At 41.8% G+C, this 18,349-nt stretch carries 21 protein-coding genes; 15 read left to right on the forward strand and 6 right to left on the reverse strand.

What is annotated here, in order from left to right; translation table 11 throughout:
* The first annotated feature begins 62 nt into the window (after positions 1–62).
* Positions 63–650, forward strand: a complete 588-nt coding sequence (locus KRP56_00660; GenBank protein UAL07813.1) for a hypothetical protein — start codon at positions 63–65, stop codon at positions 648–650.
* On the forward strand, positions 650–1,327 hold the full coding sequence (locus KRP56_00665) for a hypothetical protein (GenBank protein ID UAL07814.1): 678 nt from the start codon (positions 650–652) through the stop codon (positions 1,325–1,327). The genes KRP56_00660 and KRP56_00665 overlap by 1 nt, the downstream gene beginning before the upstream one ends.
* On the opposite strand, the gene KRP56_00670 is transcribed toward KRP56_00665, so the two are convergent.
* Together KRP56_00670 and KRP56_00675 are read right to left on the reverse strand one after the other, a co-directional pair.
* Positions 1,328–2,440, reverse strand: coding sequence for a glycosyltransferase family 4 protein (locus KRP56_00670; protein UAL07815.1), 1,113 nt, complete (start codon positions 2,438–2,440; stop codon positions 1,328–1,330).
* The gene (locus tag KRP56_00675; GenBank protein UAL07816.1) at positions 2,437–3,021 is read right to left on the reverse strand and encodes a hypothetical protein; all 585 of its coding nucleotides are present in this window, start codon (positions 3,019–3,021) and stop codon (positions 2,437–2,439) included. The genes KRP56_00670 and KRP56_00675 overlap by 4 nt, the downstream gene beginning before the upstream one ends.
* A gap of 112 nt (positions 3,022–3,133) precedes the next feature.
* Here KRP56_00675 and KRP56_00680 point away from each other — a divergent pair, with 112 nt between their 5' ends.
* The 11 genes from KRP56_00680 to KRP56_00730 all read left to right on the forward strand — a co-directional run bounded on the left by KRP56_00680 (position 3,134) and on the right by KRP56_00730 (position 12,219).
* Positions 3,134–4,501 (forward strand): hypothetical protein, encoded by a 1,368-nt coding sequence (locus KRP56_00680; protein ID UAL07817.1) that lies wholly within the window; start codon positions 3,134–3,136, stop codon positions 4,499–4,501.
* Entirely contained in the window at positions 4,491–5,537 is a 1,047-nt protein-coding gene (locus tag KRP56_00685) for a hypothetical protein (protein UAL07818.1), read from the forward strand. Before KRP56_00680 ends, KRP56_00685 begins: the two co-directional genes overlap by 11 nt.
* Positions 5,538–5,545: 8 nt before the next feature.
* Positions 5,546–6,943 carry a glycosyltransferase 87 family protein gene (locus tag KRP56_00690; GenBank protein ID UAL07819.1) on the forward strand — a complete coding sequence of 466 codons (1,398 nt, stop codon included), beginning with the start codon at positions 5,546–5,548 and terminating at the stop codon, positions 6,941–6,943.
* A gap of 103 nt (positions 6,944–7,046) precedes the next feature.
* The gene (gene rpl7ae, locus KRP56_00695) at positions 7,047–7,412 is read left to right on the forward strand and encodes a 50S ribosomal protein L7Ae (GenBank protein UAL07820.1); all 366 of its coding nucleotides are present in this window, start codon (positions 7,047–7,049) and stop codon (positions 7,410–7,412) included.
* Positions 7,413–7,423: 11 nt separating this feature from the next.
* Positions 7,424–7,639: a 30S ribosomal protein S28e gene (locus tag KRP56_00700; GenBank protein ID UAL07821.1), complete on the forward strand. Its 216-nt coding sequence runs from the start codon at positions 7,424–7,426 to the stop codon at positions 7,637–7,639.
* Between the two features lie 5 nt (positions 7,640–7,644).
* Positions 7,645–7,863, forward strand: coding sequence for a 50S ribosomal protein L24e (locus KRP56_00705; GenBank protein ID UAL07822.1), 219 nt, complete (start codon positions 7,645–7,647; stop codon positions 7,861–7,863).
* 11 nt (positions 7,864–7,874) lie between these two features.
* Positions 7,875–8,324 carry a nucleoside-diphosphate kinase gene (ndk, locus tag KRP56_00710; GenBank protein UAL08404.1) on the forward strand — a complete coding sequence of 150 codons (450 nt, stop codon included), beginning with the start codon at positions 7,875–7,877 and terminating at the stop codon, positions 8,322–8,324.
* Between the two features lie 41 nt (positions 8,325–8,365).
* Positions 8,366–10,111, forward strand: a complete 1,746-nt coding sequence (gene infB / locus KRP56_00715; protein UAL08405.1) for a translation initiation factor IF-2 — start codon at positions 8,366–8,368, stop codon at positions 10,109–10,111.
* 100 nt (positions 10,112–10,211) lie between these two features.
* Positions 10,212–10,619, forward strand: a complete 408-nt coding sequence (locus KRP56_00720; GenBank protein ID UAL07823.1) for a 30S ribosomal protein S6e — start codon at positions 10,212–10,214, stop codon at positions 10,617–10,619.
* Positions 10,616–11,854, forward strand: a complete 1,239-nt coding sequence (locus tag KRP56_00725) for a translation initiation factor IF-2 subunit gamma (protein UAL07824.1) — start codon at positions 10,616–10,618, stop codon at positions 11,852–11,854. The genes KRP56_00720 and KRP56_00725 overlap by 4 nt, the downstream gene beginning before the upstream one ends.
* Positions 11,855–11,859: 5 nt before the next feature.
* Complete coding sequence (locus KRP56_00730; protein UAL07825.1) at positions 11,860–12,219, forward strand: twitching motility protein PilT; 360 nt, start codon at positions 11,860–11,862, stop codon at positions 12,217–12,219.
* Position 12,220: 1 nt separating this feature from the next.
* Here the strand turns inward: KRP56_00730 and KRP56_00735 are convergent, their stop codons facing one another.
* From KRP56_00735 to KRP56_00745, 3 genes are all read right to left on the reverse strand, one after another.
* A complete protein-coding gene (locus KRP56_00735; GenBank protein ID UAL07826.1) occupies positions 12,221–12,700 on the reverse strand; it encodes a peptidylprolyl isomerase in 480 nt (159 codons plus the stop codon).
* A 79-nt stretch (positions 12,701–12,779) separates the two neighbouring features.
* Entirely contained in the window at positions 12,780–13,280 is a 501-nt protein-coding gene (locus KRP56_00740) for a hypothetical protein (GenBank protein ID UAL07827.1), read from the reverse strand.
* Positions 13,281–13,452: 172 nt separating this feature from the next.
* Entirely contained in the window at positions 13,453–14,376 is a 924-nt protein-coding gene (locus KRP56_00745) for a magnesium transporter CorA family protein (GenBank protein UAL07828.1), read from the reverse strand.
* 415 nt (positions 14,377–14,791) lie between these two features.
* Here KRP56_00745 and mfnA point away from each other — a divergent pair, with 415 nt between their 5' ends.
* Both mfnA and KRP56_00755 read left to right on the forward strand, forming a co-directional pair.
* A complete protein-coding gene (gene mfnA / locus KRP56_00750; protein ID UAL07829.1) occupies positions 14,792–15,943 on the forward strand; it encodes a tyrosine decarboxylase MfnA in 1,152 nt (383 codons plus the stop codon).
* A 44-nt stretch (positions 15,944–15,987) separates the two neighbouring features.
* A complete protein-coding gene (locus tag KRP56_00755) occupies positions 15,988–17,208 on the forward strand; it encodes an ATP-grasp domain-containing protein (protein UAL07830.1) in 1,221 nt (406 codons plus the stop codon).
* Positions 17,209–17,214: 6 nt separating this feature from the next.
* On the opposite strand, the gene msrB is transcribed toward KRP56_00755, so the two are convergent.
* Positions 17,215–18,204: a peptide-methionine (R)-S-oxide reductase MsrB gene (msrB, locus tag KRP56_00760; GenBank protein UAL07831.1), complete on the reverse strand. Its 990-nt coding sequence runs from the start codon at positions 18,202–18,204 to the stop codon at positions 17,215–17,217.
* Positions 18,205–18,349 lie beyond the last annotated feature (145 nt).

Consider the following 18,349-nt stretch of genomic DNA (forward strand, 5'->3'; position numbering starts at 1 on the left):
GACATACGTTCACATGTCAAGACGGAATATATTAATCGGATGTCGTCATGACACGAGACAGTATGGACAGAAAAATCGGCCTGGTAGTAGCTCTGGTGATTTCGGCGATAATGGTCATCTTCGGAGTGATCAATGTGTTGCCAATTATTTCCACAGTTGCATTAATAGCAGCGATATGCATGGTTTTTCTTTTGTCCTCCCGTGATGTTGTTGTGGATCCGACTATTGCATTATTGGCGGTAGCAATGATCGTAGTAGTATCGATAATCTCTTTTGCATATCCATATGTTCCAGATACAGTTAATCGGACTATATGGGGCCATGTAATGGGCATATTTTATTGGATGGCGGCATATCCGGTCTCTTTCCTTATACTCGAGGTATTGGTTGTAAAAACTGGAGCAAGGTATAATTTCCCGCTGCTTGCAGGATTACCTATATTCCTTACTTGTGCTCAGGAGGCAATAGCTTGGGTCATAGTATCTTTCCTTTGTCATTCACAAATTGATGCTGGGCAGTTCTCAGCTATCGAACTCATAACATCAATGTTCATGAGCATTGTTTTGTCGGCCTTAGCAGCGATTGTTGTTTGGAAAGTTGTAAGGAAGAAACATTTTGTTCTGAATGATGAGACCATTGGGGTGAAATAATGAAAGTTTATACTGAAGAAGATGGTAAAAAAGCAAGTCTTCTGATGTTATTGATGATAATTTTATCGTTTGGATTTTTCCTCATAATGGTAAAACTTGGGTTAGCTCCAGGATTGGAGGCAGGGCATCCTCCAGAGTACCTTACGGCGACATTCATCGCAGTAGGGTTTGTCCTTTCCGCTCTTCCGATTATGTGGTATTTTGACATAGTAAGGATGCCACTTTGGTTCACGGTATTACTTACGGCTAATTTGTATTATTATGCAGTGTCGATGTTTTTTGGAATGTATCTGCGTATTGTATGGTGGGGAGATGTGGCACATTGCATATCATCGGTATGTGTATGTGCTTTGGTGTTTTTGTCTCTCTGCATATTGCAGGCAAATTCTCCCAAGCATGTGACCCTGGGATCAACAAAAGGTATTCTTGTTTTAGTTCTTTTGATTGGAATATGTTTCGGTGGTCTGTGGGAGGTCATGGAAGGATATGTTGATATAATAACGGGTACAAGTTATATGGTGTACGGTATCTGGGACAGTCTAATGGACATCAGGGCAGACACAGGTGGTGCAATAATAATGGCCATTATTGGTTATGTGTTGCTCAAGAAGCATACTCCTGAGGAGATCGCTTCGACGACTAAGGTACGTTTTGCACGCAAAAAGAAATTGAACTGATCATTTGATATTGTGTGAATTTCTTTTGTCATATTCCCCGGACAATACTTTTGAATAGACACATTCTATTTTTGGAATAAGGTCATCCCATCTGTATATTTGAGATTGTTCAGCGGCCATTTTTCCCATTATTTTGCGTTTGTTTTCATCTGAAAGTAAGGAATTAATGGCATTTGCAAGGGCTTTCGGATCCTTAGGTGGGACCGGAATCCCGCAATTCTTTACAGTATCCGGAAGTCCATTCACGGTTGTGTACACTATTGGTTTTCCATATGAGATAAGTTCAATAGCAGCAAGTCCAAGGGATTCGAATATAGAGGGCATTATAAAAAATTTACAAGATCTCATCAATCTTTCTTTTTCCTCATCGCTCACCCATCCTTTCATTTCAATTTTATTTTCAAGACCCAGCTTTTTGATCTGTTTGAAAAGTCTGTCTGACTCAGGTCCTTTTCCACACATGATAAGCTTACAGTTCACATCCTTCATCGCCGTGACGAGGTATTCTAAGCCTTTGGTTTTGACCTGTCTTCCTAGGGATAGGATGAAATCACTTTCTGAGCTATCATCAAGTTCTGGATATTTGGATAATCCAGTTTGTATTGTAGTAACGTGTTCCTGTGAATATCCGCGAGAGACAAGATCGTTTCTCACGAAATCACTAACAGCGATAATATGATCGAATGTGTCAAGACACGACTTGAATCTATTATCATTTATTTTTGAAAGGTTTGCCTGAAATCCAATTCCTTCTCCCCAGACATTATGATATGTAAATACCTTTTTTCCGTCATATTTTTTCAAGTCATTCGTGTAGCTGGGGGCCCATCTGTAATTAAAGTTTACAATGTCTGGATCTATCGTATTTATGGCTTCTAAGATTCCTTTTGATGTAACAAAAGGTGGATTGTATATGTTGACATATCTTGATTTTAGACGAACTATCCTGTAACCGTCTGCGGTCTTCTCTTCATCTGGTGTATTTGGAAGTTTGCTTGTTAGAATTGTGACATCATGACCGTTTTTTGCAAGTAATCTGCTTGTATCATGCATTCTATGTTCAATTCCTCCTTCGAATGGGTAGAAAAAGGGGTTGATGTCAATTATCTTCATGTATCTAAGCCTTCTTTTTTCTTATAAATCATTGAAATGATGAAACTAACGGCTATGACCATAAATATGAAGACCAAAGTAATGGTGGATGCCATTTCACTACTGAAATATTTGTAGAATATATTGCTCATCAACATTATCAGTCCGTATTTGACCACGCATCCTATTATGATGTATGCCAATGATTTTTTTAGATTCCATTTCATTATTGCAATAAATGCTCCAGCAAACGGTATCATTGGGGCTACACGGTTCAGAAGTAGAAGTCTTTCATCTCCAAGTACAAGAAATCCAGTATATTTGGTCGCAATCTTTTCTATTTTTGCTGGTATCCTTATATTGCTGACAATTATGTAAAGCACCATTATGCCAATTACTTCAGCCAGAACAGCAACGCCCAAAAGTTCTAAACCATAGGTCAGAGTAGGCCTGTACATACAGCCCATGGCAAAGAATAGTTCCGGCAATGTGGGGAATACTAGTGCGTCAAATAAGAATATTAGGAATATACAAAGGAGCATTCCCCATTCGTTATTCCCGAACAAATCATAGAGCCATTCGCCGATATTGATCATTTTCATTCCTTTGAGATCGACTATAGGTAGGTGAGAGAAGAAGAGCTGTTATAAAGGTTGTCAAAGACTCTTTCCTTACAAGATAAATAATAGAATACCATTCTTAAATACGATCAAGTTGAACATGAACCTTCAGTCGATATCATCTTTTTTCAGGAGGCCTCTTGTTCTTATTGTATTTGTGGGGTTGATAGTAAGATTTGTATTGATGCCTTTGGTGACGTATGATTTTGACATATACCATTGGGCACTTATTATTGAGAATATAAACAGTGGAAACAACCTCTATGACTTAGATGGTTATTATTACACTCCCGTTTGGGGATATATACTCGGAGCGCTGTCAGCTTTGGCCAATGGTATCCTAAGTATCGATATCATGGGAATAACTTTCACCGATATGCTTCCGATCGAAGATCTCACATATCGTTTTCATATAGCTACCATAACCAGCATTCAGTTCAACCTATTCATGAAAGTCCCATTGGTAATATGTGATATTATCGTAGGATATATCATATACAAACTTGTTCTCGAACGTACTGGGGATAAAAAGAAGGCAACGTATGGATTTGCACTTTGGTTCCTTTGTCCAATAATAATATACATGTCAGCAGTACAGGCAATGTTTGATACCCTCTCTGCTCTCTTTTTGTTATTGACAGTGTTCATGGTTTACAAAGATAAATGTTTTTTAGCGGGTATGCTTTTTTCAGCTGCGATCCTTCTTAAATTCTTCCCTGCATTCTGTATCTTGGTTTTTATCGGATATATACTTGTTAAACACAAAGAAGACGGTCTTGCAAAAAGGAAATTGTTCGAGGCCATCCTTGGAGCAGCTATCATGCTTGTCGTATTGATAGTGCCACAGATAATAAACGGCCAGGTGGATGATGCATTATCATTCGTTATCGGAAGAGCGTCCAATTCGACGATATCTTCGATGTTATTCACTTTATTCGGTACTACGATCGCAATCTTGGGGATGTTCTATTTCGGATACAGGATGTTCAAAACAAGGACCGAGGATGCGGACAAGGCGCTTTTCCAGAACATATTCATGTCAATATCTTGTGCAATGTTAATATCGATAACACCTCAGTATGTGATCGTCATGATCCCATTCCTTATACTCTACATACTGACCACCGATATACACTATCGTAAGTGTTGGATATTGATCAGCGTGGGTGCAGTCGTTGGAGCGTTCATATTGAACAATTATTCTCTTCTCTGTTCACTTTCCGAATATACTTCCATCGTGGCACCTGATTGGATAATATCCTCGATGCGTGCATTGGAGGGAACTTTATTCGGTGTTACGTATATGAATATCATGAACTCAATTGCGAATATGACACAATATATCGGAATATTGCTAATACTCGTATTCTATTTCTCTGATAAAATTTATGAAAAATACCCTAGAATCGGGTCTATTATCCTCAGATTCAAGAATATGGGAGTGAAGAAAAGTGAGATTTGACAGAGTCATGGAGGTCATTGCGGTCATCGTATTGGCGATGATCCTTATCGGCGAAGTAGTGGTATACACTACAGGTCAGGATAAATATTCGTCAGGTGCTGAATTAGAGAGTAATTCAATATCTTATTCTGTATCTGCTGATGGTTCTGAAACATATTCCATTCTCATTATGGATAATGGTTCAATGGATGCAATGACTGAGATATACATCTATTATGACGAGAGCTACAAGTCGAACTATGAAGAGGTCGAAGTGGCAATAGGTGCGAAGGCTTTGGACCAAGAATATTACATAGAACAATTGATCAAGCAGCTCGAGTATAGAGGTGCAGTCAAGATCACCGTTCTGAACGCAGAAGAGCTCGAAGCAGCGCTGAAGGCGGACATAGCTGTTGGCGATTATACAAAAGGACTGGTAGTAATATCAGGTGCTTTGCCTGACACAGTATACACAGGGAACGAGAGTGACACGATCTTCGAATGGATGGAGAACGGCGGTAGGTTGTATTGGCTTGGAAACCTTATCGGTTCTTGTTATGCGACCGAAGATGCACTTTATGATGTGGATGATTATCAGAATCTCTTCTTTGGTACCGAGTGTCTCAATACAGATGGAACGGACAATGCATTTTCTGACGTCTCTGATAATGATCTCAGGTATGCACTTTCTTTGAGTAACAATTCTGTGAAATACGGTATCGATGTAGATGCACTCATAAGTGTAAAGGGTGCTGAAAATGTCCTTGCTATTGGATATTCTGAGGATGGTTATGCAAGTATTGTAATGACCAGTTTTGGTAGCGGGATGATATGTGTTATCGGGGGAGATTATTCCAACGATCAACGCGGTGATCTGGCACAAATTCTTTCTTCGCAGGTGTGTTATAGTACGGATCTGATCGAGAACATAACAGGGTCTGTAACAAGGGAAACAGTATCAGGAAGTTATGAGCTTGAGGGAACGGCCGACAATATTGCAGTTTACATCTATTTGGGTGGTTATTTCCCTGTTTATGGTGATTTCTTTTCATTTTGAGGTAACAAATGACCGAGAACGTCGTTATAGTTGATGGATCAAAGGAAAGATCGCCAATTGTAAGGGGATTTCTTAAACACCCTTTGTTCTGGGCAACGATAATCGGCATGTCTGTAAGGATCATCTTGGGAGTTTTATTAACATATAATTTTGACGTCACTCATTGGGCGCAGGTAATCGAGAATATAAGATCTGGAAACGGACTCTATGAGTTAGACGGTTACTATTACACTCCGCCCTGGGGATATATGCTCGCATTCATATCCTCTGTCGGGGATTTCATCGGTATCGGTGATTTTGGAGCAAGGATACTTGATGCTCTTTCTGTTGAGCAGTACACAGATTGGCATATAACAGCGACACTTACGACCATTTCTTTCAACATGCTCGTAAAGATTCCACTTTTTCTATGTGATATTGCGGTTGCGTATGTAATTCGCTGGATAGTACTCCAGAGAACTAATGACAAGAAAAAGGCGAATTATGCGTACATATTGTGGTTCCTTTGCCCTCTTGTGATCGTGATCAGTTCTGTTAACGGTATGTTCGATACTTTTTCTGTTCTAATGGTTTTGCTATGTGTTGTTTTTTTGATGAAAGATAAATGTTTCATGGCAGGAACGATGTTCGGTTTGGCAGCTCTGACTAAATTTTTTCCTATATTTTTCGTATTTATCCTCGTTGCTTATATCATGGTTCGGCACAAGGAAGACGGTACCGCGCTTCGTAAATTGGGCATGGCGATATCTGGTGCTCTTTTGATTTCTTTCATAATATTGTTACCGAATATCATCGAGGGTACTGTAGCAGATGCATTTTCATTCCTTATCAACAGGGCAGATTCAGGATTGGGTGCAGGATTGGGTGCCATAGAGACGTATGGAACCATGCTGGTCTATGTTGTTTTCATCATCATATCGATTCTCATATCCATTCGTCTTTATAGAGGAAGAAAGAAAGATGAGTCTTTGGATCACAGATTCATGTTCCTTTTGTTCTTGAATACAGCTGTTCTTTTCCTTTATCCTTCTACTCCTCAGTATGTCTTGTTGCTTCTTCCATTTTTGATATATGCAGCAATCACAGTAGATCGTAGATTCAGGTGGCCTTTCATCCTTCTTTCAATAGGATCGACCATCTTCGCCCTTTCATGCAATTTCATGCTTCTTCTGTCGGCCGGAGCATTCACGGATATTACGACAGTTGACGCGCTCATTCCATTGATAGATATGTTCCAGCAACCTATACTATTTGGAATGAACGGTATGGACATATTGTATTACTTTGGAGGAATTGTTCAGTATTTAGCTACGGTTTACATATTCTATTTATTGTACAAGATCAGAAAAGAAAAACAATCTGATGGACAATCGAAATCACATATCAATCGTATTTTAGAGCCGTGAATCCTCCAGACCTCAAATAATATATACTAACAGGAATTAGCTTGAATGCTCTTTAAGAGCCGATGAATGATGACGGTGCTAGCACCGGAAAGAGGTAATTAAAATGTCCGTATTTGTTAAATTTGAGACACCCAAGGCACTTTCCGATAAAGCCTACTCTCTCGCAGAGATTGCAAGAGATGGCGGAAAGATCAAGAAAGGAACTAATGAAGTTACAAAAGCAGTAGAGCGCGGAGCCGCTGCGATTGTTATCATGGCTGTCGATGTAGATCCTCAGGAGATACTTGCACACATGCCTGCTCTTTGTGAAGAGAGGAACATTCCTTACGTCTATGTTCCCAGCAAAGCAGAGCTTGGAAATGCAATCGGACTTGAGAAGCCGACCGCTTCTATCGCGATTGTTGATGTTGGAAAAGGCAAACCCCTCTGTGATGAGATCGCCCAGGCAGTCAAAGCCCTTAAGAAATGAAGGTGAACTGAATGGTTGACACTGACAGCATTCCCTCTGAGGTGGTCGAGATTATCGGCCGCACAGGGATGACCGGTGAGGCTACCCAGGTCAAAGTCCGTGTTCTTGACGGCCGCGACAAGGGAAGGATCATCACAAGAAATATAATGGGTCCAGTTAGAATGGGTGACATACTCATGCTCAGAGAGACTTCCAGAGAAGCAAGGAAGCTTGGAATGGGAAGGTGATTTGGATGGTAGAGGAGAAGAAATGCTCGTTCTGCGGTCAGATCATTGAGCCTGGAACAGGCAAAATGTACGTTAAGAAGGATGGAACAGTCTATAACTTTGATAACAACAAATGTTTCAAAAACATGATTGTTCTGAAGAGAGTCGCAAGGAAAACAACCTGGACCGAGAAAGCGGCAATCGAAAAGGAAGCTCACAAGAAGGCAATGGAAAAGAAGGAGTGATCCCCATGACCATGGAGAGAACCTATCTTATGATCAAACCCGACGGAGTACAGCGTGGACTCTGCGGGGACATCATCGCCCGCTTTGAGAAGAAAGGATTGAAGCTTATCGCAATGAAGTTCATGCACATCTCAAAAGAGGTCGCTGAGAATCATTATGGTGAGCACAAAGGGAAGAAGTTCTACGATTCCCTGATCGCATACATCACATGCGGACCCGTACTTGCAATGGTATGGGAAGGCGAGAACGCGGTAGCGGTATGCAGAGGCATGATGGGAAAGACAAATCCTCAGGATTCTCCTCTTGGGACGATCCGTGGAGATTATGGAATGGTAACAGGAATGAATCTCATTCATGGTTCCGATTCCCCCGAGGCCGCTGCAAAAGAGATCTCGATCTTTTTCAAACCAGGAGAGCTGATGTCTTATGACAGAACTCTCGATAAGTGGATTTACGAATAAACCTTTTTCAAACCATTTCTTATTTCCGAAAGGTGATCATGATGGCTATAAGACAACCTGTTGTAAGTGTTCTTGGGCATGTTGACCACGGTAAGACTAAACTTTTGGATAGGATCAGGGGTACTTCTGTTCAGGCCAGAGAGGCCGGGGCGATCACTCAGCACATAGGTGCGACGGAAGTTCCGATTGAGCACATTTATAAGGTGTGCAAAAAACTTATAGGAAATAAAAAATTCGACGTTCCAGGATTGTTGTTTATTGATACTCCGGGGCATCATTCTTTTGTAACGCTTCGTGCCAGAGGGGGATCTTTGGCCGATCTCGCGGTGCTTGTTATTGATATACGTGAGGGACTCATGCCTCAGACAATCGAGTCTATACACATCCTCAGACAATACAAAACACCTTTTGTAATAGCCCTCAATAAGATCGATACCATACAGGGGTGGATCAGTGAAGAATGGCGTCCTTTTATAATATCTGAAAAGACCCAGCAGCAACATACTCTTGATGCCTTTAATGAAAAACTGTATAACATAATGGGGCAGCTTTCTCAAGAAGGAATATCAGCCGATAGATACGATAGAATCGACGATTTCACAAAGACAATTGCACTTGTTCCAATCAGTGCCAAGGAAGGAGAGGGTGTGCCAGATCTTCTTCTTGTGCTAATAGGTCTTGCGCAGCGTTTTCTCGAACAACAGTTGGCAAAGGGAGAGGGACCTGGAAGGGGAACGATCCTTGAGATCAAAGAGGAGAAAGGCCTCGGGATCACAATGGACATGATATTGTATTCTGGAACCATAAAAAAAGGAGATACAGTTGCATTGGGTACTAGAGGAGCGCCATTGATCACTAAGGTGAAAGCGATCCTCAAACCAAAACCATTGGATGAGATCCGCGACCCTAGGGACAGATTCGATTCTGTAAAGGAGATCACAGCAGCTGCAGGTGTGAAAATATCCTGTCAGAACATGGAAGGAGTGATCGCTGGGGCACCCATAAGAGTCGTGAAAGGTGCAAATGATCCTGCAATATCTGAAATGACCGAGGAGACCAGTATCAAGATCGAGACCCAGGAAAAGGGAATAACGATCAAGGCAGATGCTATCGGATCACTTGAGGCTTTGGCGTTCGAAGCCAAGGCTGCGGGCATACCTATAAGGAAATATGGTGTGGGCGACATAAACAGAAGAGACATCGTCGAGACTGCATATGGTGACAAGGTCAACAGCGTGATACTCGGGTTTAATGTCGACATATCGAAGGATGCTGAAGAAGAGCTTTCAAAATTGAATATCAAAGTAATGACCAGTCAGATAGTGTATGCTTTGATAGAGGATTATCAAGATTGGGTGGATGAGTCCAAAAGGAAAACGAATACAGACCTCAGGTCGGAGTTCGCTTTTCCTGCTAAATTCAAGATACTTCCAAATTGTATCTTCCGTGTAAGCAAACCCGCAATAGTCGGAGTGCGTGTGTTGGCTGGACAAATAAGGATCGGAGAGCATCTGATAACGGTCGACGGTAAAGATGCCGGAAAGATAAAGAGCATTCACACAGGGGAAGACGCTCTCAAAGAGGCCAAACAGGGTGACGAGGTGGCCTTAGGTATAGACGGAGTCACTGCTGGTAGGCACATCAACGAGGAAGACATCCTTTACGTGGACCTGATAGGTTCTGCAGTAAAGCAATTGGCGAAGTTGGATCTTACGGAAGACGAAAAGATGGCAATGAGCGATATTATCGGCATCAAGAGAAGAGATGAACCATTCTGGGGAATGTGAGCTCAGGTTGTTTTAATTAGAAAATTGTTGTTCAGGATGCTTCTGTACACACCAAACCTTTATAAACGCTCTTAATATAGGGCGGTTTACAGGTGTTCAAATGGTAGAATTTAAAACTATCGTAAATGATGTTAAGACCGGCAAATCTTATAATGTTACCGTGTCTGGATACCACGCGAGCTCTCTGGATGGAAAGAACATCGGAGACGTCGTGGATGGAATATTTGTTGGACTTCCCGGATATAAGCTTATGATAACGGGCGGAAGCGACGGAAACGGAACTCCGATGAGAGCAGACCTTCCCGGAAAGAAGAGGAAGAAACTTCTCTTGTCCAACAGTCTCGGATATCATGAGGTCTATCACGGTGAGAGGAGAAGGGTCGCTGTTCGCGGTTCCACAGTATCCTCTGAGATCGTGCAGGTCAACATGAAAATTACAGAGTACGGACAAAAATCCATTGAGGAATCTTTTGCCTCAGCAGCTGAGACTCCCACGGAGCACAAATGAAGGTCCCTAAGCAACCTGAGATCAATATCGGAATGATCGGACACGTCGATCACGGAAAGACAACGCTGACAAAGGCACTTTCCGGCGAATGGACCGATCGTCACTCTGAGGAAGTAAAAAGAGGGATTTCGATTCGTCTCGGGTATGCAGATGTAGCTTTCTACAAATGCCCTAACTGTCAAGGTCCTGCGGCATACGGTACTTCTAGCGAGTGTAAGAACTGTGGTGCTAAAACAGATTTCCACAGAGCCGTATCATTCGTCGATGCTCCTGGTCATGAGACCCTTATGGCAACCATGCTTTCTGGAGCAGCCCTCATGGACGGTGCGCTCCTATTGGTGGCCGCTAACGAGAAGTGTCCTCAGCCCCAGACCAAAGAACATCTTATGGCATTATCGATCATAGGTATCGATAAGATCATAATTGTTCAGAACAAGATAGATATCGTCACCCGCGAACAGGCGGTTGAGAATTACAAACAGATCAAGGAGTTCGTTAAGGGAACGGTCGCGGAAAACGCACCGATAATACCAGTCTCAGCCAACCGCGGCGTCAACATAGATATGCTGATAGAGGCGATCGAGGAGAACATAGTATCCAAGATACAGAGGGACGAGAAGGCACAGCCTTTAATGCATGTCGCACGTTCTTTCGATATCAATTCTCCTGGAACCACTCCTGATAAAATGAAAGGCGGTGTGGTCGGAGGTACCCTTATACAAGGTAAGTTGAAGATCGGTGATGACATCGAGATCGTACCGGGAAGAAGGGTGGAGGTCGCAGGTAAAGTTACCTACGAGAAGATCACTGCAAAGGTCATGTCCCTCGAGGCAGGCGGAAGGAGTGTGAAAGAGGTTCTCCCAGGAGGCCTTATCGCTATCGGTACCGGCCTAGATCCCTCGATAACAAAATCAGATGGACTTACTGGAAGAGTAGTTGGAAAACCTGACCATCTTCCGTTGGTTACCCATGATTTCATCATGAAGACCGTTCTTCTTGAACGTGTGGTCGGTTCTTCGGCGGATCTGATGGTCGATGAGATCAAAAGTAACGAACCTTTGATGTTGAGCGTCGGTACTGCTACCACCGTAGGTGTCGTAAAGAGTGCTAGAGGCGGTTCAGCAGAGGTTGTCCTGAAGATCCCGGTGTGCATACTTCCAGGTCAGAGGGTGGCAATCTCGAGAAGGATATCCAACAAGTGGAGACTTATCGGATACGGGATCATAGATCAGTGAAGTCCATGCAAACAGTGGTTCTTGATACAAACGCTTTACTAATGCCTTTTGAAATGAATCTTAACCTTGATCTTTTAGTCACAGATGTTCTCGGTGAGGCTCGCATGGTCATTCCAGAACCTTTATTGGGAGAACTCGCTCGGTCAAAGAATAAGTATGCGAAGGTAGCACTTGCGCTTTCTAAGAAATATGAGGCGATACCAGCTGGATCACGCGGTGATGATTCAGTCATAGAAGTAGCATTGAAGACCAGAGGAATAGTGCTTACAAACGATCGCGAGCTCAGAAGTAGGTTAAGAATGTTAGGGGTCCCGTTGCTTTTTCTCCGCTCGGGGACCCATTTGATCCTTGAAGAACACGACTGAATTATTCAACGATCTCTGCCTTTTCGATGACGACAGGGGTCAAAGGTTTGTCGTTACAATCCGTGCTGACCTTGCTTATCTTGTCGACTACGTCCATGCCTTTTAGAATGGTCCCGAAGACAGGATGGGCATAAGGTGCGCGATGATCTTCTTTGTCAAGATAGGTGTTGTTTACCAGGTTAATGAAGAACTGGGATCCTCCAGAGTTAGGACGTCCTGTGTTGGCCATGGAAATTGTCCCTCTAATGTTGGAGTGTCCTTTTCCGAATTCATCCTCTATTGTGTATCCTGGTCCGCCCATCCCGGTTCCGTCAGGATCTCCACCTTGGATCATAAAATCTGGGATAATACGGTGGAAAATGATCCCATCGTAGAAACCTTTTTTTACAAGTTTTAAGAAATTGCCTGTGGTTATGGGCATATCATCATGCATTTTGATGGTTATGTCTCCCATTGTTGTATGAAAGATGACCTTTGTCATGTTTCCTGATTCCCAGCGATGGTTAATAAATGTATCCGAATAATAAATGTGTGTTAACAGGGCTTTATGCCCAGTTATTTCAATTAAGGTATTTCACACAGTCTTCAATTCCCAGGTCGGCACCCTTTTTCATAAGCTTTAATCCCAATTCTTGTCCTTGAAATGAGGATTTTCCTGTGCAAAGTGATTCTGCCACTTCGTATAGAAGATCCGGTACTTTTTTGAGGTCGTCCGCATCCTCATATTCAAAAAGTTCAGATAGAAGGCCCGTAGTCTCTTCTTCGTCGAATTCCGGGTCGTATCCCTTTATGTAAATTTTTGCCAGGTATAGTGCGGCCACATAGCATCCATCGTCAACAGAGTCTGAATACCAGGATACGGCTGCATCAAGGTCCTTGGGTGCCCCTACACCAGTTTCGTACATTCTAGCGATACAGAATTCTGCGGCTTCGTTTTCCATTTCTGCGGCTTTCATCATTATTTCAAATGCTTTAGCATCGTCCTTATCACGGTAGGATATACCTTCCTCGTACAATTTTGCAGAGATCTCGTTTGTTTTGTTTTTAGAGAAAATGCCCATGTTTGCCATATTGAACATTGACCGATATATTGTTTGTCTTTTTTGTAATGAAAAATATCAGTCCAATCTAAAAATTTTCATCTTATTTTTCATTCATATATGAAAACGTTGTAATTTTTGAAAGAGTAAAATGAGTTTAATTCTGCATTCATGGATTTGATGCACCTGTTGGTCATATTAGTTTTTTTAACCTTAGCAATATGGTAACAAGCATGCAAATGATGATCGTCACTATGATGATCGTAATGAACGCTAACGGACTGGATGCTATCGGGAGATGTACATTCATTCCGTAAAGGCCTACAATTATCATTGGGATGGACAGAATGATTGTTATTGCCGTTAGCCATCTCATATTGACGTTAAGTTTTATGGTTATTACTGTTGAGAATAGGTCTCTTGTGCTGTTCACAATCTCACGATAGATAGTGGCCATTTCGATGGCTTGTTGATTCTCGATTATGACCTCGTCCAACTTTTCTATATGTGCGGCATTGGTTTTTTCTTTAACATACTTGCTCATATTATTGAGTACTAGATTGAATCCTTTCAGAGAAGTGACGAAATGCACGAGTCCTATTTCCATACGGTGCAGTTCTAACATATCGGAAGTGTCGATAGCTGAATGCAGCCTGTCTTCCATTTTTTTACGGGCATCGTTGATCTCTATGAGATTTTGCTGATATTCCTCGGATATCATGTACATGAGACGAATGGCGAATCCTACAGCATCTTCGAGACCGGATTCGTTGCACATTTGAGGAAGACGTTTTTCTGCTATTCTCGGGTCCGCGCTGCAGACAGTGACTATCTTATTATCGCTGACTATGACCGATAGAGGAACGGTGATGAATCCGCTGTTATCGGTCTTATAAGGCACGTCGATTATCATTGACATTATATTGTTGTCAGATTCCCATCTGGAGCTTTCCTCGGAATCCGTGGCAGCATTTAGGAGATATGGGCTGATGTTGAGCTTTTCTGAAATTGTGTGAAGCTCAAATGCTGTGGGTTTGGTTATTCTGATCCAAACACCATTACCAATTTCGGTTACGGGTTCTATTTCTCCCCCTGCAATTTTGAAAAGCTTTATCATCAGACGAAGATAGGAAAGATATTATAAATCGATTTTCAAAATATTTCTACAATACCTATGATTTAAATTCAAATTATTACTTGTATTTTTGAAGAATTATTTTTGATCAAGAAGTAATTACGTATTTACAATTATGATTTTACTGAATTGTTTAAGGTTCACGAGAGTTTATAGTTTGAAAAAAGATCGAATTAGAGCACGTTACATTTTTTGTAAACGATATATGAAAAAATAGGTAAATTTTTTTTTACAATATTTGTTATGAAGTCTTTTTGAATTTGAACATATTCATTTATTATCTTTTAGGACGATCCTCTATTGTTATGTATTGTTTGCACACATGATTCCTTGAGAATGTGGGTTGGAGATATGTAAAATTGTTGTTGGACCATGTTTGGGATGATAGGAAAGCTATATGCGTGAAAATGGGTTAAGTGAGAAAGAAGTGTGCACAAGGCTAGATCAGGCTTATGCACGTGATATCAGATATGATAGCGGTAAGATATTATGCTCAATGTGCACGAATTCGCATCAAGTTGCAAAATTAGCTCAGGAATTATTTGTGGATTCAAATCTGGGGGATCCTGGACTTTTTCAAGGATCCATAGGGTTGGAAAAGGAAGCCATTTTCGAATTAGGTTCCTTGTTGCATTGTGATTCATGTGTGGGCCACATTGTTTCAGGCGGTACGGAAGCGAATTTGTTAGCTATGTACGCTGCAAGAGAAATTGCAGAAACTCAAACGCCAGAGATCATTGTTCCTGAATCGGCGCATTTTTCGTTCAATAAGATATGCAGTATGCTTAGGATAAAGATGGTACCGGCCAGTGTAGATGAGTCGTATAGGGTTGACATCTTGGATGTAAAAAGACACATCAACAAGAATACGATCGCGGTTGTAGGCGCAGCAGGTACAGTCGAATTAGGTGTCATAGATCCGATAGAAGACCTTTCGTCGATTGCTTTGGATCACGGAGTCCCATTACATGTTGATGCAGCTTTTGGTGGTCTGGTAATTCCATTTTTGAAGGATATTGGTTATTCGGTTCCAGATTTTGATTTCAAATTAGAGGGTGTTCAATCCATTACTGTGGATCCTCATAAGATGGGTCTGTCGATAATTCCAGGTGGCGGAATATTGTTCCGTGATAGTCGCATGATGAAAAAGATCAGAACAGAGACGCCATATTTGACAGCACAGTATCAATGTACCTTTGTAGGGACTAGACCAGGAGCTTCAGCCGCAGCAGCATGGGCAGTTTTTTCTACAATGGGTCGTGAAGGATTTAGGAAAAACGTCTCTTATTGTATGGAACTTACAGATTATTTGCAAAAGGAACTGGAAGATGCAGGATTTGAGGTATTGATCAAGCCCACGATGAATGTTCTAGCATTCCGTAGTAAGAACGCGAAAGCGTTGGTAGGCGTGTTGCGGCAAAAAGGTTGGTATGCGTCATATGTTCCTCGTATCGATTGTGTTCGTATCGTACTCATGGCTCACACGACAAAACAGCACCTATTAGATTTCATGGAATGTTTGAAAGAGACGGAAGCAAATGATATTTGATCGAATAAAAGGGTATAGGGCTTTAATTAATTTCGGTGATCATATTGAACATTTTAATTTATGAGCATGTCTCGGGCGGCGGTTCTGTAAACGAACCGATGTCTTCTAGTTCGTTGAGTGAGGGATTCGCCATGCTTCGTGGGGCGGTATCAGATTTCAAGGCGGCAGGTCACAACGTCATTGTTTTATTGGATCCACGTTTTGCAGTAATAGATCCTCCATTGGACGCTGATCGTATCATATTCGTTAAAGGTGATGTTCGTAATACATTGATCGAGGCTTCTAAGGATGCGGAAGCTGCACTTATAATTGCACCAGAAACCGAAATGACCTTGTCTTCCATGGTAGAATTTGTAGAGAGTATTGGATTGTTATCATTGAATTGTGATGCTGATGCCATCACGGAAGCAACAGACAAAGCATCGCTTTACAAACACATGAATCGTATCGGAATACGTGTTCCAGATACTTTTCTTTATAGTGTGAAAGATTTCGCGTATATCGTGCAGGCAGGTCGGAACATAGGTTTTCCTTTGGTGATTAAGCCTGTTAACGGTGCTGGTTGTAGGGGTATAAGCATTGTCAAAGACGAGCAGGAGATCATGGCAGCTGTTGATAAGATACAGGCAGAATCTCCAGACACGCAGATCCTGGTCCAGAAGTTCATCGAAGGTACTTCTGCCAGTGTTAGTTTGGTATCTACCGGTAAAGTGGCTGTGGCGATCAGCCTCAACAAACAGCAGATAACATTAGCGTCTCCGAATGGGACTTCAAGTTACAATGGCGGAGAGACACCGTTGGAGCATTCTCTTAAGGCCAAAGCGTTCGAGATCAGCGAGCGTGTGATCGAGTCTTTTCCAGGACTCAAAGGATATGTGGGGGTCGATTTGATTCTTTCAAAAGAGGAAGTATTTGTGATAGAGGTCAACGCCAGGCTCACATCTTCTTATACCGGGCTAAGAAAAATAATCAAAATCAATGTTGCAGAGGCCATAATGGATGCGATACTCAAAGGTAAGCTTCCAGAGAAAATAGATTACAACGGATATTCGCGGTTCTCGAAGATCTCCATCGAGGGAATTACTCCTAATGCATACACTAGAACATACAATATGATCGGAATCGCATCACCTCCCTTTCCTACAGGAGAGGCCGTCGTTTACTCGATGGTCGTGTCCAAGGGCCCCACTCCAGAGTTAGCGTTAAAAAGGTTCAACCAGGCAGAAAGGAAGATTCAGCAGATATGCCATGAAAAGATCGATTGAGGGTTATTAGAAAATGGATTTCAAATGCCCGTATCCTTCTTTTTCCATCGAATCATATGGTATGAATCTCAATGATGCGCTATTTATGCAGAAGCGTGTACCATTAGGTGACTCAGGGTCATTGTAGAAAACATGACCGAGGTGCGAGTTCCCTGCACGACTGCGTGCTTCTATCCGATGCATGCCATGACTGTCGTCCTTCAACATTACTATTGTGTTGGCATCTATGGCTGATTTGAATCCTGGCCATCCGCAGGAAGTATCGAATTTGTCTCTAGAGGAGAACAGGGGTTCTCCAGTTACCACGTCGACATATATTCCTTTTTCTTTTTTCATATGGTATTCATTCACGAACGGACTTTCTGTATTTCCTTCCTGTGTGATGGCATATTGTTCCGGCGTTAGGGTTTGTCTGATATCCATTTCAGAAGGTCTTTGGTAATCGGCAGGGTTCACGATCATTTTCGCTATTTCATTCATTTTTTCTTCAGATATATGACAGTAACCTCCGGGATTTTTATCCAGGTAGTTTTGATGATATTCTTCTGCGTTGTAGAATGATCTCAATGGTCCGATCTCTACTGTGAAGGTCGTGTGACGCTTCCTCTCGATATTCGATATGCGTTCAACAGTAGCTTTCGATCCTTCATCCGTATAGTAAATGCCGGTTTGGTACTGGGTTCCTTTGTCATTCCCTTGTGCGTTCATCACCGTGGGGTCTATTATGCGGAAGAAGGCGAACAGAATAGCATCCAAACTTATCTTATCGGGGTCGTATTCAATACGCACTGTCTCGCGAAATCCTGTTTTTCCTGTACAAACAGATCTGTAATCTGCGCAATCTTCGGATGATCCATTGGCATATCCGTTGGTGGCATCGATTACACCAGGGATCGATTGCATAAGTTTTTCTAATCCCCAAAAACAGCCACCTGCTAGATAGATCGTATTTGTGCTTTGTTTTCTATTATGACTGTAATCATCGGATGAGATCATATTTACTCAAACACATATTGTAATCTCTTGTATTAGACCTATTGATTGAATAAATTTTAGATTTTAGTAAGATAAAAGTATGATCTGTTCACTGATATCTTATTAAAGAATCATATGAGGCATAATTCAAATTGCTAAAATGTCG

It is taken from the genome of Candidatus Methanogranum gryphiswaldense, from assembly GCA_019262145.1.
GTDB lineage: Archaea > Thermoplasmatota > Thermoplasmata > Methanomassiliicoccales > Methanomethylophilaceae > Methanogranum > Methanogranum gryphiswaldense.